The 14,298-nt window shown below is 40.8% G+C and carries 12 protein-coding genes; 5 read left to right on the top strand and 7 right to left on the bottom strand.

The window, feature by feature from the left end; all coding sequences use genetic code 11:
• Window positions 1-23: 23 nt before the first annotated feature.
• Genes ANME2D_RS12585 through ANME2D_RS12565 form a run of 5 tightly spaced genes read right to left on the bottom strand, consistent with a single transcriptional unit; the run spans window position 24 to window position 6,948 of the window.
• A complete protein-coding gene (locus ANME2D_RS12585) occupies window positions 24-1,463 on the bottom strand; it encodes a flippase (RefSeq protein ID WP_048092350.1) in 1,440 nt (479 codons plus the stop codon).
• 23 nt (window positions 1,464-1,486) lie between these two features.
• Complete coding sequence (locus ANME2D_RS12580) at window positions 1,487-3,082, bottom strand: alkaline phosphatase family protein (RefSeq protein WP_081810276.1); 1,596 nt, start codon at window positions 3,080-3,082, stop codon at window positions 1,487-1,489.
• Between the two features lie 41 nt (window positions 3,083-3,123).
• Entirely contained in the window at window positions 3,124-4,731 is a 1,608-nt protein-coding gene (locus ANME2D_RS12575) for an ArnT family glycosyltransferase (protein WP_048092342.1), read from the bottom strand.
• A gap of 4 nt (window positions 4,732-4,735) precedes the next feature.
• Window positions 4,736-5,884 carry a glycosyltransferase gene (locus tag ANME2D_RS12570; protein ID WP_048092340.1) on the bottom strand — a complete coding sequence of 383 codons (1,149 nt, stop codon included), beginning with the start codon at window positions 5,882-5,884 and terminating at the stop codon, window positions 4,736-4,738.
• Entirely contained in the window at window positions 5,881-6,948 is a 1,068-nt protein-coding gene (locus ANME2D_RS12565) for a glycosyltransferase family 2 protein (RefSeq protein WP_241763371.1), read from the bottom strand. Before ANME2D_RS12565 ends, ANME2D_RS12570 begins: the two co-directional genes overlap by 4 nt.
• A 370-nt stretch (window positions 6,949-7,318) precedes the next feature.
• Here ANME2D_RS12565 and ANME2D_RS12560 point away from each other — a divergent pair, with 370 nt between their 5' ends.
• Window positions 7,319-8,170, top strand: coding sequence for a hypothetical protein (locus ANME2D_RS12560; RefSeq protein ID WP_206741776.1), 852 nt, complete (start codon window positions 7,319-7,321; stop codon window positions 8,168-8,170).
• 84 nt (window positions 8,171-8,254) lie between these two features.
• Here ANME2D_RS12560 and ahbA read toward each other — a convergent pair whose 3' ends face one another.
• Window positions 8,255-8,710, bottom strand: coding sequence for a siroheme decarboxylase subunit alpha (ahbA, locus tag ANME2D_RS12555; protein WP_048092336.1), 456 nt, complete (start codon window positions 8,708-8,710; stop codon window positions 8,255-8,257).
• Entirely contained in the window at window positions 8,707-9,765 is a 1,059-nt protein-coding gene (ahbD, locus tag ANME2D_RS12550) for a heme b synthase (RefSeq protein ID WP_394295711.1), read from the bottom strand. Before ahbD ends, ahbA begins: the two co-directional genes overlap by 4 nt.
• Window positions 9,766-9,797: 32 nt before the next feature.
• Between ahbD and ANME2D_RS18475 the strand changes: the two genes are divergently transcribed.
• The 4 genes from ANME2D_RS18475 (at window position 9,798) to carB (ending at window position 14,151) form a co-directional block, all read left to right on the top strand.
• Window positions 9,798-10,013, top strand: coding sequence for a hypothetical protein (locus tag ANME2D_RS18475; protein ID WP_198527428.1), 216 nt, complete (start codon window positions 9,798-9,800; stop codon window positions 10,011-10,013).
• Window positions 9,979-10,113, top strand: a complete 135-nt coding sequence (locus tag ANME2D_RS19090) for a GxxExxY protein (protein WP_081810333.1) — start codon at window positions 9,979-9,981, stop codon at window positions 10,111-10,113. The genes ANME2D_RS18475 and ANME2D_RS19090 overlap by 35 nt, the downstream gene beginning before the upstream one ends.
• Window position 10,114: 1 nt before the next feature.
• Window positions 10,115-10,825 (top strand): IS1096 element passenger TnpR family protein, encoded by a 711-nt coding sequence (locus ANME2D_RS12545; protein WP_048092335.1) that lies wholly within the window; start codon window positions 10,115-10,117, stop codon window positions 10,823-10,825.
• Between the two features lie 125 nt (window positions 10,826-10,950).
• Window positions 10,951-14,151, top strand: coding sequence for a carbamoyl-phosphate synthase large subunit (gene carB, locus ANME2D_RS12540; protein ID WP_048092333.1), 3,201 nt, complete (start codon window positions 10,951-10,953; stop codon window positions 14,149-14,151).
• Window positions 14,152-14,298: the final 147 nt, after the last annotated feature.

The following is a 14,298-nucleotide window of genomic DNA, read 5'->3' as shown; positions in this document are numbered from 1 at the left end:
TATTTTTCATATTGTACTCGAATCTATACAGTTACCTCTTTTTTTATTAAGTTTTTAAATGTTTGAAAATCCTTGTTATTGATCTCTCGTAAAAAAAATAGAAATAAAATATAAATCCCAAAGAGTATTATATATTCGATTGGAAGAAAATAGTGATGAATCTTTATATTACCTGCTAAGAAGTTTACCACCACTGATGCGCCGAAAATTTTCAGTATCGAAGATAAACCAACTGATGCCCTGTAGATCTTATGGACATATAACGCCGCAAGTGAGACCGCGAACAATCCAGTTACTGTCGTTGCCAGTGCTGCTCCAGGTAATCCGTACACTGGAATTAAAATCGAATTGAACAGGAAGGAAATAAGTAAAGATAGACAAACGATATAAGCAGGAAGCCTGGGATAGCCTCCTGCACTCAGTATAGTTGCAAGAAGCTGGAACAGCGCCAATAAAGCCCACCCAAAAATCAGAATTTTTAAAGGCTCTGCCGCCGGGGCATATTTTGCTGAGTACAGGAAAGAAACTAAATCATCTGCGGTCGCATTTATAAGAAATGAGACGGGTATTATTAGCATTAGCATATACCTGAGGGAATCCTGAATGTAGCTGGTTGTGAGTGTCTGGTCTTTTTTAATAACTGCTTTAGAAACCGCAGGAAAAAGAGCCATGCTAAGCCCCAGGAATAAGAATGCAGGTACCCTTGCAATAGTCCCGGATGCAGTATAGTAGCCTGTGTAAATATTCTCTGATAAAATACTTTTTACTAGAAATAGATCTATAGACCCGATCAAATTATAACTAACTGCGAATACTGTTAGTGGCGCTGCGAAATAGATCAGTTTTTTAATATCAAAATCTCCAATATTCTTGATAAAATCGATTTTTAAATATTTAATACCCGCAATAGCCCCGGCAACAGGTGCAAGGATGAAGCCTATAACGGCACCGTATATGCCAAAACCCAGAGCTACAAGTAAAAATACGCCCCCCAATTTTGCCAGCGAATAGATTGACAGCATTCTGGCCTGGTCGCCATAATGTTTTAAACCATTTACAATATTTAAATACAGGGCAAAAACAGCATAGGTTAAAATTGCAAAGGAAGATAGTTTTATGTAAGGTATCAATTCCTTATCTCCGAACATATCCGCGATCAATTCTGATGAAAAAAAATATATTAAAAAAACAGTTATCCCAAAAACAAACTGTAGTTTTGCAGTTTTCTGAGCTATTATTTTGCTCTTCTCTGTATCTTCAGCAATAAACTTAGAAGCTGCCTGAGTAATCCCGCTTCTCAATAGTAGACCAACAAAAGTAATTATGGCTATAGTTACCCCAAATATACCATAATCTTCAGGTCCGAGCAACCGACCTAGACCAACATGGATAGCATAGCCACTGCCCAGAAAAATAATATTTGAGATCATTAAATAGACAGCTCCCTGTCCCATAGATGCCATTAGAATCACCTGATAATATTAATTTATATTTTTCTCTTATCTTTTAATATTTTTATCTTAGCCTTGATAATTTTTCTCTTGCTATCACTCGCTTCAGACTCTAGTGTTCCTTTTCCAGCCTGGCTCTCGTTTTTAAAAATCTCATTTAAAACCCTGCCATCCATATCTGCGGGTACTGGAATACCAAACATGTGGAGGATGGTAGGAGCGATATCATATATCTTTGCTCCATTTATCTCTACCCCTTCTTTAATATCCGGGCCATAAGCCATGAATACTCCATAAACTGTATGATCTCCGCTTTTGAATGTTTTAGGCTCAGAGAAAATGCTATTGGAACTGAACAAAAAGTTACTTGAAGAGCCATAAGGGCCTCCCATATCTATAATAATATCAGGTAATGTTTCTATGTTATCGCCTTTGTATAATTCATCTTTTCCCCAAATATTTTTCATAATTGGTTGATCTGTATAGGGATCTCTCAAATCCATCAATTTTTTAACAATTTCATCTTTCAATTTTTTTTTATCCTCCTTGCTGTTAATTCGATTGCTATTAAGGTATATTGGACCATAATATCCATAAGAGTAGGCAAGAGTTTTCGACCAATCGACGTCCTGAAATGTCGGAATAAGTCCATTTCGTACATAATCTTTGAGTTCAGGAATTTTATTAATAAGCCCCCAAAGACCAATATTTAATCCAAATGAGATTATTTTATTGATTCCTATTTTATCTGTTGTCATCTTGATAAGGGACCGTCTCGTCTTTAGGAAAAGGTAGCCTTCATCCATCAACCATTTATTTAATGAAACATCTTTATAATAAGGTCCTCCACCATGATCTGACATAATAATTATATTATGCTCCGGGAACATTTTCATAAATTTACCTAAAAAGTGATCAATTTTCTGATAAGCCCTTAAAATCATCTCCTCGAACTCATTGTCCTCTGTATATTCCGGATGGTTTTTATCCATATATTTCCAGTACCAGTGCTGTGCATGATCTGTAGTCATAAAGACGATCATAGAGAAATCGAAGTTATCTTTTTTTATCAGGTCCGTAGAAATTTTGAACTGCATATCAGCCAAATCCATAATCTCCCTGGCAAATTTTCGTATATCTTCCTTGCGCTCTGAGTATTTACAATTCTCTGAAAACCTGAAATCTGGGTATTCTCTTAAAATTTCATCCTTTAAGCTGAGAGGATATGTAAAATTTACTTCTATCGATGGTGTTGTAAAATCAGTAACCATGATCCCATTTATCTTTTTAGCAGGATAAGTGAATGGAACATTAAAAACGAAATTTTTAAAACCATTTTGACTTAAATATTCCCATAGATCCTGGGATCTCCTGGTTTTAGAAGTATTTAATTTCATATCATGGTTCGCATCTAAATGAAAAAAATCGTAAATACCATGCTCTCCTGGATTTTTCCCTGTCATAAAAGAAGACCATGCGCAGGGAGTTAGAGGCGGGATTGTTGTTTCTAGATTTCCAATTATTCCGTTGTTTATTACTTCTTCAAATGATGGTAGTTTGCCCTCCTTGACCCATAACTGTATCAAATCTAATGAGGCGCCATCAACTCCAAATATCAAACATCTACTCATTTCCTAATTCAACTCCATCTATTTCATAACATGCAAATTAATCAGTTTAGTTTAGTGATTTTATACAATACAAATGAATCTTTTTTTATAGTCTCTAATGTATAATTATTTATTTCCAGATATTCCTTTAATGATTCTAACGAGATTTTTTTTAGATACGGTTCATTGCCAGCTATATACACGTTGGCTCCAGTTTCTGCAACTTTAAGCAGTTTGAAATTATATATGTCTTGTTCAGGAATGTATGAAGCGAGCCCGAGGAGGCCTAAATCAGCTGGTAAAATATTCTCTGAGAGATATGGGCTACTTATAATGTATGTATGAGGATACAATATCTTATCATGATATTGAGTAACAACAAAAGATCTTGGCTGAATATTATTTAAAATAAAATCCCTATATTCCTTATTGTTCTGTAAATTGCCATACGTATCAATTATTCCCGCTGGAGATAGAAATACTATATTTATGTACGATACAATCAAAACCATAATAATAATTAGCCTCATGTTGCGATTTAATTTCGAAATTAAAAAAGCTAAGGATATGTTTAATAATAGAAACGCTGGAAGCATATATCGTAAAAATGAACTATTTATATAGAAACCCTGAGTTCCCCATAACGTGGTACTACCAGAGTATAAGAATAGTACTATAAAGGCATATATTGTATAAAAAGTTATAAATCGTTTCCTCTTAGTGTCATAATTAGTCAATCCTGCAATTCCTAAAGCTAGGAGTAGAATAGGAAAAGCAGATAGGTAATTAGTAGCATATATATTATATAATTTTAAAATTGATATATTACGTTCAGGGATAATTGTTGATTCAGTAATATCTTGAGAAATAAAATACCCTGCTTTTAAAAAGTCTCCGTATAATTCATTATTAAGTAATAGAATAGGCATGATGATTAGAGAACCTATTATTAAAAATTTAATATAAAAATTTCGGGAAACATTTTTATAAGAGACATCTTTATGCAATCGATATAAAAGAAAAAGAAATATTGGAATAAATAGTAGAGTAGCAGTTAATCTAAAATAAATACTTATAAAAAAGAATAGGCAACTTAAAAAAAGATTCTTCTTCTGGTTATCCAATAAGAACTTTGCTATATAGAATATGCCCAAAAGAAGACTAAATAAAAAAGGTAGATCCCCCTTTATAGGTGAAGTGCTAAGTATCCAAAAAGGGGGAAAAAGTAACGTTAAAATATAGACAATTAATGCAACCTGTTTAGAAAAGATATCTCTTGCAATTAAATATAATACAATGGCTGTAAATACTCCGAATATGGGCATGAATAGGAGAATACTATTCTCATGAATTACGGACATTACTCCAAATGTCAATACAACACCTAAGAAACGTTTGGGTACTATATAACCCTGAAATTGAGCGGAGTCTCTGGGGGTAAATGCAACTGTTATATTCTGTGGAAGAAGGTTATATAACGGAACTTCTATTCTCAAATCGCCTGTGTTCTGATATAATTTTGAGAAAAAATAATCAGAATTTTCACCAGGTGATATAAAAACAGGATAATCATCCAAATATCTGGGGTGAGATAACAAGTAGACTATGAAAAAAAATATCGCTATTGCAAGAACTATTTTGTCCCTTCCTTCCATACCTTTTATATCCATAAATCTATCTTCTCAAACAGAATTTATCATACATCTTAATCGTCTCTTCGCCAATCTTATCCCAATTTAGCTCCTCTAAAAGCTCTTCTGAATCCTTTGCCAGCTTTAAAAGCAAAGTTTCATCTCTAAATACTTCAATAACCACTTCAGCTAAATCTTGTGGATCATTTGGCTCTGCTATTGCCCTCTTATCCTTAACAAAATCAGATAAACCTCCAACATTGGTAACTACCATCGGTTTCTTAAATGGCAATGCGAGTGCACCTACACCACTTTGTGAATCAAAATATTTATAAGGTAAAATTACCAGATCCGATGCTGAAAAATAATATTCCACTTCAGAAGGAGGAATAAAATCGAGTTTTTTGATAATATACTGCTCTAATTTATTTTCATCAATTATTTTTTGATACTTTGACCAGTCCTCCCATGATTGCCCAGCAATTAATAAAATCACATTCTCACTTTCTTTAACAATTTGCATCACTGCTTTTAGTAAGATATCAAGCCCTTTGTAATCTCTTAAATTCCCAAAAAAAAGTAGTACTTTTTTAATTGAAGATATATTTAGAAACTTTCTAGCATCCTCCTTTGTTATACCTCTTACCGTTACAGGCGTTAAAATTCCATGATGTATAACTGCAATTTCATCTTGATTGATATTGTAGATTTGTGATAAACTCTCTCTATTTTTTCCACCGTGAGCTATAAACGAATCTCCAAGTCTAAGTACTATATTATTTAGAAAAGTATTAATTCTGTTTTTCTCGTGAGGCTGCACATTATGTACTGTAATAATAATTTTTTTTCCGCCCAGTTTGGCTATGAACAATGTCACAAAAAAGACTGGAGCCAAAGGATGTGCCCACCATTGCGCATGCACGATATCTCCTCTAACTGTAAGTCCGGCCCATAGCCATGAGAGCGGATTATACCATGCCAATATGTTCCTTATGCTTGTATTCCCTATCTCTGGCATTTCATATTTTTCATCCCGAAAAGTAGTTCCCCCGGGATACAAAAAATCTGGATAGATGGATTTGAATCCTATGAACTCAACTTCAACACGTTTTGATAAAGCCATTAAAAGTTCAGTACAGTAAGGAGAAATACCTTTTATCGGCGGAAGTGTGCCGATTATCGTTACCTTCATCCCATATTCCTCATCCTGTACAGAGCCTCCTCCATAACATGCCTGTTCTGGTGCTCTATATCCGCGATCAACCCTATCACAATTATTTGAAATCCGATTATAGCAAGCACCGACGAAAGTAATGCAGTCGGAAGATAAGGAGTGACCATCCCGGTACTGATGAAATGAATCAAAACTCTGAGGGCAAGGATACCCCCAAGAAGAAAAACTCCGCCGCCCAGATAAGTGAATGTCTTGAGAGGATTGTAGGAGGTATAAGTCCTTACAAGGGTTATTACTGAGCGCTTTGCATATGTTATCACGCTTGATATAAGCCTGGAGTTCCCATCACCATCTCTCTTCCTGAACTCAACAGGAACCTCAACTATACCTATCCTTTTGTGGGCTGCCTGAACGATCGTCTCCTGGGTATAGGTATAACCTGAATGGATCACAAGCTTGAGAGCTGCCTCTCTTGAGATAGCCCTGAACCCGGTCTGGGCATCAGAGACCTTTATTCCTGATACCAGGCCCACGACAAAAGTCGCAAGTTTATTTCCGTACCACTTCTGCGGAACCATGTGCTCGATAGTACCTGCGAATCTTGAGCCAAGCACGAACTCAGCCTTTCCATCCTGTATGGGTTTGATCAGCTTTGGTATTTCGAGGGTGTTGTACTGTCCGTCTGCATCTATATTCACAATAATATCAGCGCCACTGTCTATGGCAGCATTCATTCCCTCCTTAAAGGCTATTGCAAGCCCTTTGTTCGAAGGGAACTGGATGATCTTATCCGCACCTGCCTCTTTAGCTACATCAGATGTCCTGTCTTTTGATCCATCGTTGATGACTATTACTTCAACCTCATCTATACCTTCGATCTCTCTGGGTATCTCGCGTATTACCTGGGCAATGCTGCTCTCCTCATTATAGGCGGGGATAGTAATTGCCAGTTTGACTGGTTTTTTTCTCAAATCTATCTCGTTAACCTTAGCCTCGCCCTTTACCATAACCAGTGTCTCGCTTTTTTGTGGTAGGGTTAATGGCTTATGCAGGAATTGTGTTCGGTTGCGGCTATAATTCATAAAACCTCCTTATATCATCCATAGTTCGGTGCTCCACCCTGTAGTGGAACTGATGGCTGAGCGATCTGTTGGGGTAGATACTTACCATCATTTGTGCACCTTTCCAGACAAAAATAGTATAATGAGGATATATTCCTGTCGACAGTTATCATAATTATTATCATTATAAACTGTAAAAACTGTCAGAAACTATCCGAAACTTACACAAATTGTCGCCAGGTTTAAATAATTATGATCATTATGATTAAATTATCTTCTTTAGGAGGATGAGAATTGAAAAGTTGAAGAACACAAAATAAATCTGTTAGAAAATTGAAAAGTAGAAGAACACAAAATAAATCCGTTAACGTCTTCTTTAGGAGGATTAAAATTGAAAAGTCAAAGAACACGAAATAAGTCTGTTAGTATATTGACTACGCTTTCCATTGTAGCGATGTTGATTATTTCAGGATCTGCTCAAGCGGTTCAGGTAGCAATAAATACAGACGACTTAAATAACCGTCCTGTTGGAGAGACCGGATCTTTTTACGTCAATATTACAATCGGTGACGATGAGACAATTTCCATTGCTAGCATCTCTGTTGAAGATCTTCCTGTGATCCCAGGATCACCAGGTGGAACACTTGTATTCAATGTAAGTGATTTCAATTCAGTCGGAGACTATATAGTAAAAGGTAACTACAATATATCATTAATAGATCGACGTAATTGGACCGGTGGTTATGGATACGGCTATGGATACGGCTATGGTTATGGGTACGGAGGCCCAGGTACTCATACTGAGCTAAAGTACAAAGTAACAATGGATACAACTGGTGCTACACCTGGAACATATACTGTGACTGCGAAGGCCAGCACAGATCAGGGAATTATATCTCAGGGAGAATCAAGCTTCACGTTGATTCAATCTGCTATTCCAGTGAGCATTGAAATTAAGCCGGATCGCATCAACCCAAAGAGAAAAGGGACAACTAAAGTAACCATCTTTAACAACACTCCTGCAGGCTTTGATGTCAGCAGTATAGACATTTCAAGTATAAGATTTGGACCTGACGGAGCCGAGGTAGTTAAAAGCGACAATAAAGCTGATAAACTCGTGCTTAACTTCAGGACTGAAGATACTGGAATCCAATGCGGCGATACACAGGTGACCATAACCGGAAAGACATATGATGGGCAGGATATAATAGGAACGAACAGCATCGTAACCACAGGATGTTAAATAAAACGGTCAAATGGAATGGCTATTGCCATTCCACTATTAGACCTTGAGTTCAAATAAATTTGAAATTTTTTAATTTTTTTTCTATTTAATATTGAACTTCACACCGATCTTAAACAGTCTTTTCGTGGGAAGATTGATAACTTCAAACCCTGTTTTCTCCGTGATTTCCCTCAGTATATCATGCAGCCGCTCTTCACTCTCAGCAGATAGCGTGAACCAGATATTATAATTCGCAGGGCGAAGATAGTTATGTGATACCTCATCATATTGATTTATGATATCTGCAACCTCATCCACCCGCTCATCCGTCACCTTCATCGCCACAAGCGTACTTGTGCCTCCTGTTTTCTTGGTGCTGATTATAGGACCGATGCGCCTGATAGCCCCATCCTTGCACAGTCTTTTGATGCGCCTGATCATCTCATCTTCCTCTATGCCAAGCACCTCACCCAGATGCTCAAACGGCCTGTGCATGAGCGGAAAATCAAGCTGGATCGCATTTAATATCTTCTTATCAATATCATCCAGAAATATCATGTTCTCACCGGCACATAGACACAGTATGGCTCTTCATCCAGATAGTCCCCTGTCGCCGCATAGGCGCGCGCCCTGCATCCCCCGCATACCATGCGGTACTCACAGATACCGCACTTGCCTTTGAGCTTTGCAGGATCACGCAGGTCATTGAACACCGCCGATTCTTCCCATATCATCTTGAACGGATGCTGCCTTATATTGCCCGCAAGTGCAGGCAGGTACCCGCAGGGATAAACATCTCCCCTGCTTGAAACAAAACAGAATCCTGAGCCTCCAAGGCATCCTTTTGTCATGGCCTCAAGTCCGTGCGTCTCTTTTGTTATCCTGATCCCCTCGGCCTTTGCACGCTGGCGCATGATCCTGAAGTAATGCGGTGCGCATGTTGCTTTTAATTGAATCCCTGGATCCTTGCTCTTATCATAGAACCAGTTAAGCACGCGTTCATACTCATCAGGAGGTATCTCTTCGTGTTCGATATCCTCTCCCCTGCCTGTCGGGACAAGCAGGAATATATGAAGCGCAGAGGCTCCTAAATCAAGGGCAAGGTCATATATCCCGGGGATTTCATCAAGGTTTCTTTTTGTAATCGTGGTATTGATCTGGAAGCTCATCCCCTCTTTCTTGAGAATATCGATCCCGCGCAGCGCAGCATCAAACGCACCTGGCTCTCCCCTGAAGGTATCATGGGTCTTAACAGTTGCGCCGTCGATACTTATGCTGGTTCTCTGTATGCCTGCATCTTTTAACCTTCGGACAATATCAGGTGTCAGAAGCGTCCCGTTGGTTGCAAGTACAACCCTTATACCCTGCCCTGAGGCGTATCTTGCGATATCGTACACATCAGGTCTGAGAAGGGGCTCGCCTCCTGTGAGGATTATAATCGGTCTGTACTCTAACAGTTCATCCACAAAATGCATTGCCTGTGCTGTGGATAATTCATCAGGGGCCGGATCTTTAATTGCAGATGCCCTGCAGTGGATACATGCAAGATTGCATGCGTTTGTAAGCTCCCACGCAACTAGTCTTGGAGGTTTTATTTTATTGTCTATCAACAGAATCACGCATTATCCTTGGGGTTAATAACCTTTTGGGAATAAGTGAAAGAAAATTAATCCTTATCCGTGGCGCAAAGGGGAAAAAGGACAGATACACGATACTTTCTGATGTGGCAGGAATTGGCATTCAAGCAAAAGGAAGTGTATATGAATCGAGTTCGGATATACGCTCAAAGATGAAAGAATACAAACAATTTCCAATTCAAGTAAAATATCATAACCAATATAGTAGGAGATTATATAGCTGATGTAATAGTTGAAAATAAGGTTATAGTTGAAATTAAAGCGGTAAAGGAAATAAATGAAATAATGGAGACAATCAAGTTTATTCAATCAAGGATGGATTGAAATGGGAAAACATAAGATAAATGAAGAGCTATTGAATGGAAAATGCAGTCTTTGCGGCGGCACCTATAATAAGGCTGCGATGAGGAAACACTTGGAGTCGTGCATGAGGACAAAGAAATCATCGGGCAGCAACAGCGCACGGAAAAAAAATACATTCCATATCGTAGTAGAAGGAGCTCATCACCCTGAGTACTGGATGCATCTCGAGGCTAACGCGGATGCAACACTTGAAGACCTCGACTCTTTTCTTAGAGATACATGGCTAGAATGCTGCGGACACATGAGCGCGTTTACAATCCAGAAAACAAGATACACAGCTGGCGCTGGTATAGATTCAATGTGGGTAGGTATAGGTTTTAAGCCGGGTGGGGAGAAGGAGATGAATATCACTTTGGGCAAAGTGCTCGCTCCGAAACTGAAATTCTATCACGAGTACGATTTTGGCACTACTACGGAGCTCATATTGAAAGTGGTGTCTGAGGTTGAGGGGGCACTCGATCGCAAACCTATTCGAATTCTTGCAAGAAATGAACCTCCACAGATACTTTGTAATGTATGTGGGAAAATCGCCACCCAAGTTTGCACACAATGTATCTATGAGGGCCAGGGATGGCTTTGTGATAAGTGTTGTCGTAAACATGAGTGCGGCGAAGATATGCTCTTGCCGGTGGTTAATTCTCCACGGGTTGGAATGTGTGGATATACAGGATAGGAACATTGTTGGTGTTTTATGGAGATATAAAAACTTGGAAACTTCAGCCGTCACCTTCTGGAGTTCCGATGCTTTGCTTCTGATGGATAGAATTAATAACAGGTCATGACATTTAGGCTTGAAATATGCCAAAAAGACCAGACATCAAGAAAATCCTGCTGATAGGCTCAGGCCCGATCATGATAGGGCAGGCAGCAGAGTTTGATTTTTCAGGCAGTCAGGCATGCCGTTCCCTGCGGGAAGAGGGTATAAAGGTGGTATTAGTCAACAGCAATCCTGCAACCATAATGACAGACACCGACATGGCTGATGCTATCTATATAGAGCCTCTTGAGCCTGAGATTGTGGCTAAGATCATAGAGCGGGAGCGGCCTGACGGCGTCATTGCAGGCCTCGGAGGCCAGACAGGCCTTAATATAACAGCAGAACTGGCAGAGATGGGGATACTGGAAAAGTTCGGGGTAGAGCTTCTGGGCACACCGCTTGCGGCGATCAAAGACTCAGAGGACAGGGACTTATTCAAGAAAAAGATGCTGAGCATCGGTGAGAAAGTCCCGCGCTCAAAGGCTGTGAATACGCTTGAGGAGGCCGAGGCACTGATTGAAGAGCTTGGACTTCCGCTCATCATCCGTCCTGCATATACCCTGGGCGGTGCAGGCGGGGGGATTGCCCGTACACGGGAAGAACTCCTTGAGATCACACAGCGCGGGCTTGAGCGCTCAAGGATCCATCAGGTACTGATAGAGGAGAGCATAATCGGATGGAAGGAATTCGAGTACGAGGTCATGCGTGACAGGAACGATACCTGCATCGTTATATGCAATATGGAGAACATCGATCCAATGGGCATACACACAGGTGAGTCCATTGTTGTAACACCTTCACAGACGCTGTCAGATGCAGATCACCAGAGACTGCGAAGCGCTTCTATAAAGATAATAAGGGCACTCGGGATAGAGGGGGGATGCAACATCCAGTTCGCGGTGCGGGGTGATGAGGTCAGGATCGTCGAGGTGAACCCAAGGGTATCGCGCTCATCCGCCCTTGCCTCAAAGGCCACAGGTTATCCTATAGCGCGCGTCAGTGCAAAGATCGCGATCGGTATGACGCTTGATGAGATCACGAATGATATCACCAAGAAAACCCCTGCCTCTTTTGAACCCACGATCGATTACACGGTTGTAAAGATCCCACGCTGGCCTTTTGATAAATTCGTAACTGCTGATAAGCATCTTACCACTGCAATGAAGAGTACAGGCGAAGTGATGGCTATCGGGCGCACTATCGAGGAGGCACTGCAGAAAGCTGTCCGCTCACTTGAAGCAGATATGTATTTCGGGTACAAGGAGTGGAGCGATGATGAGATCATGCAGATCATGCGCCATCCCACACATGAGCGCTTATTTGTGATATACCATGCACTGCGAAAAGGCATGTCCATTGATGAAATCTCCAGGATCACGGATATTGATCCTTTCTTTTGCCAGAAGATACAGAACATCATAGATACCGAGGACTCAATAAAAGAAGACCTCTGTGTGGATAACCTGCTTGAGGCAAAACACATGGGATTAAGCGATGAGAGGATAGCGTTCCTGTGTGGAAGAACACGTGAAGAGATTAACGATATGCGAAGACAGCACGGGATAATTCCTACCTATAAGATGGTAGATACCTGCGCTGCTGAGTTTGCGGCTGCCACGCCTTATTATTACTCAACATACGAGGATCACTGCGAGGCCGCTCCCAGCGATAAGAAGAAAGTACTTATCATAGGTTCAGGACCGATCCGCATCGGGCAGGGCATAGAGTTTGATTATTGCACAGTTCATGCGGTCACAGCTCTGCGGGAGGAAGGTATAGAAACGCATATAATAAACAATAACCCAGAGACCGTATCGACCGATTACGATACCTCTGATAAGCTCTTCTTTGAGCCTCTGACACTTGAGGATGTCATGAACGTGATCGACAGGGAACGTCATTTCGGGGTGATGGTGCAGTTCGGGGGACAGACCTCTGTTAACCTCGCTATTCCGCTTAGAAAAGAACTTGATCGACGGGTGGATCTGAATACCGTTATCCTGGGGACAACTCCTGATGACATGGATATTGCCGAGGACAGGGGACGCTTTAACAGCATGATGAAAAAACTGGGTATTCCACAGCCAGAGGCAGGATGTGCGACCAATTACAGTGAAGCGTTCAGTGAGGCAAAAAGAATAGGGTACCCTGTGCTTGTCCGCCCTTCATACGTGCTTGGAGGACGGGCTATGGAAATCGTCTATGACGAGCGCGACCTTGAGCGGTACTTGAGGGAGGCTGTCAGGGTATCGAATGAGCATCCTGTGCTTATCGATGATTTCCTTGATAATGCGGTTGAGATCGATGTCGATGCCATATGCGACGGATCGGATGTCCTGATCGGTGCCATAATGGAACATATTGAAGAGGCAGGCATTCATTCAGGTGATTCAGCTTGCGTAATACCCCCGCAGTCTTTAAAACCAGAAATACTTGCCACGGTGCGCGATTATGTACAGAAGATAGCCATTTCCCTTCATGTGGTTGGTATAATCAATATTCAGATGGCCACAAAGAACGGAGTGGTTTACGTGCTTGAGGCCAACCCCAGATCAAGCCGTACAATACCGTTTGTAAGCAAAGCTGTAGGGCTTCCGCTTGCAAAGATCGCAGCAAAGGTTATGGCCGGGCACACATTGAAGGAGCTTGGTTATGCGGGTGATCCCGTCACAAGCCATGTCTCTGTTAAGGAGGTACTGCTGCCGTTCGATAAACTGCCAGGCGCAGATCCAGTCCTCGGGCCTGAGATGAAAAGCACCGGCGAGGTTATGGGAATAGATTACGATTTCGGGAGAGCTTTTTTTAAAGCCGAGTGGGCAGCAGATAATATCCTGCCGCTCTCCGGGACTGTGTTCATGTCGATACGCGATGATGATAAACCGCTTATTGTCGGGGTGGCAAAGAAAATGCAGGATGCAGGACTGCGCCTGATAGGTACGCGCGGTACTGCCGGTTTCCTGGAAAAGAACGGGATAAAGATGGATGTCGTTAACAAGGTAAGTGAAGGCAATCCCAATATCGTTGACCTGATCCACAGGAAGGAGGTGGATCTGATCATAAATACTCCCAGAAGTAAGCAGACTGTAAAGGATGGGTTTCAGATAAGGCGGGCTGCTGTTGATTTCAGTATACCGTATATTACAACAATACAGGCTGCACTTGCTGCTGCTGATGCGATTGTGGCAATGAAGAAAGGCAATATCACCATCAAGTCCATAGGCGAATACCACGCAGGCGCGTAGATTATTATACTGGATAGTCTTTCACCTCGCTCAGTGAGGCTCCCTGAAGTGTGAGAGCCTTATGATTATATGCCATTCACTGGCATAATATACCTTTTTTTGCTATAATATGCCATCCATTGTCTTTTCATGCCAAATCACTGTCAA

Origin of the sequence: Candidatus Methanoperedens nitratireducens (assembly GCF_000685155.1) — an archaeon.
In the GTDB taxonomy this organism is placed as follows: domain Archaea; phylum Halobacteriota; class Methanosarcinia; order Methanosarcinales; family Methanoperedenaceae; genus Methanoperedens; species Methanoperedens nitratireducens.
The sequence above is the reverse complement of the archived record's forward strand: the minus strand, read 5'-3'. Positions and strand labels throughout refer to the sequence as shown.

What these genes read in the sequence shown, in the direction of transcription:
- ahbA (WP_048092336.1), bottom strand. Translation starts at nt 8,710, where the DNA reads ATGATATTTCTGGATGATATTGATAAGAAGATATTAAATGCGATCCAG.
- ANME2D_RS12565 (WP_241763371.1), bottom strand. Translation starts at nt 6,948, where the DNA reads ATGAATTATAGCCGCAACCGAACACAATTCCTGCATAAGCCATTAACC.
- ANME2D_RS12545 (WP_048092335.1), top strand. Translation starts at nt 10,115, where the DNA reads ATGGGAAAACATAAGATAAATGAAGAGCTATTGAATGGAAAATGCAGT.
- ANME2D_RS12575 (WP_048092342.1), bottom strand. Translation starts at nt 4,731, where the DNA reads ATGGATATAAAAGGTATGGAAGGAAGGGACAAAATAGTTCTTGCAATA.
- carB (WP_048092333.1), top strand. Translation starts at nt 10,951, where the DNA reads ATGCCAAAAAGACCAGACATCAAGAAAATCCTGCTGATAGGCTCAGGC.
- ANME2D_RS12570 (WP_048092340.1), bottom strand. Translation starts at nt 5,884, where the DNA reads ATGAAGGTAACGATAATCGGCACACTTCCGCCGATAAAAGGTATTTCT.
- ANME2D_RS12580 (WP_081810276.1), bottom strand. Translation starts at nt 3,082, where the DNA reads ATGAGTAGATGTTTGATATTTGGAGTTGATGGCGCCTCATTAGATTTG.
- ANME2D_RS12585 (WP_048092350.1), bottom strand. Translation starts at nt 1,463, where the DNA reads ATGGCATCTATGGGACAGGGAGCTGTCTATTTAATGATCTCAAATATT.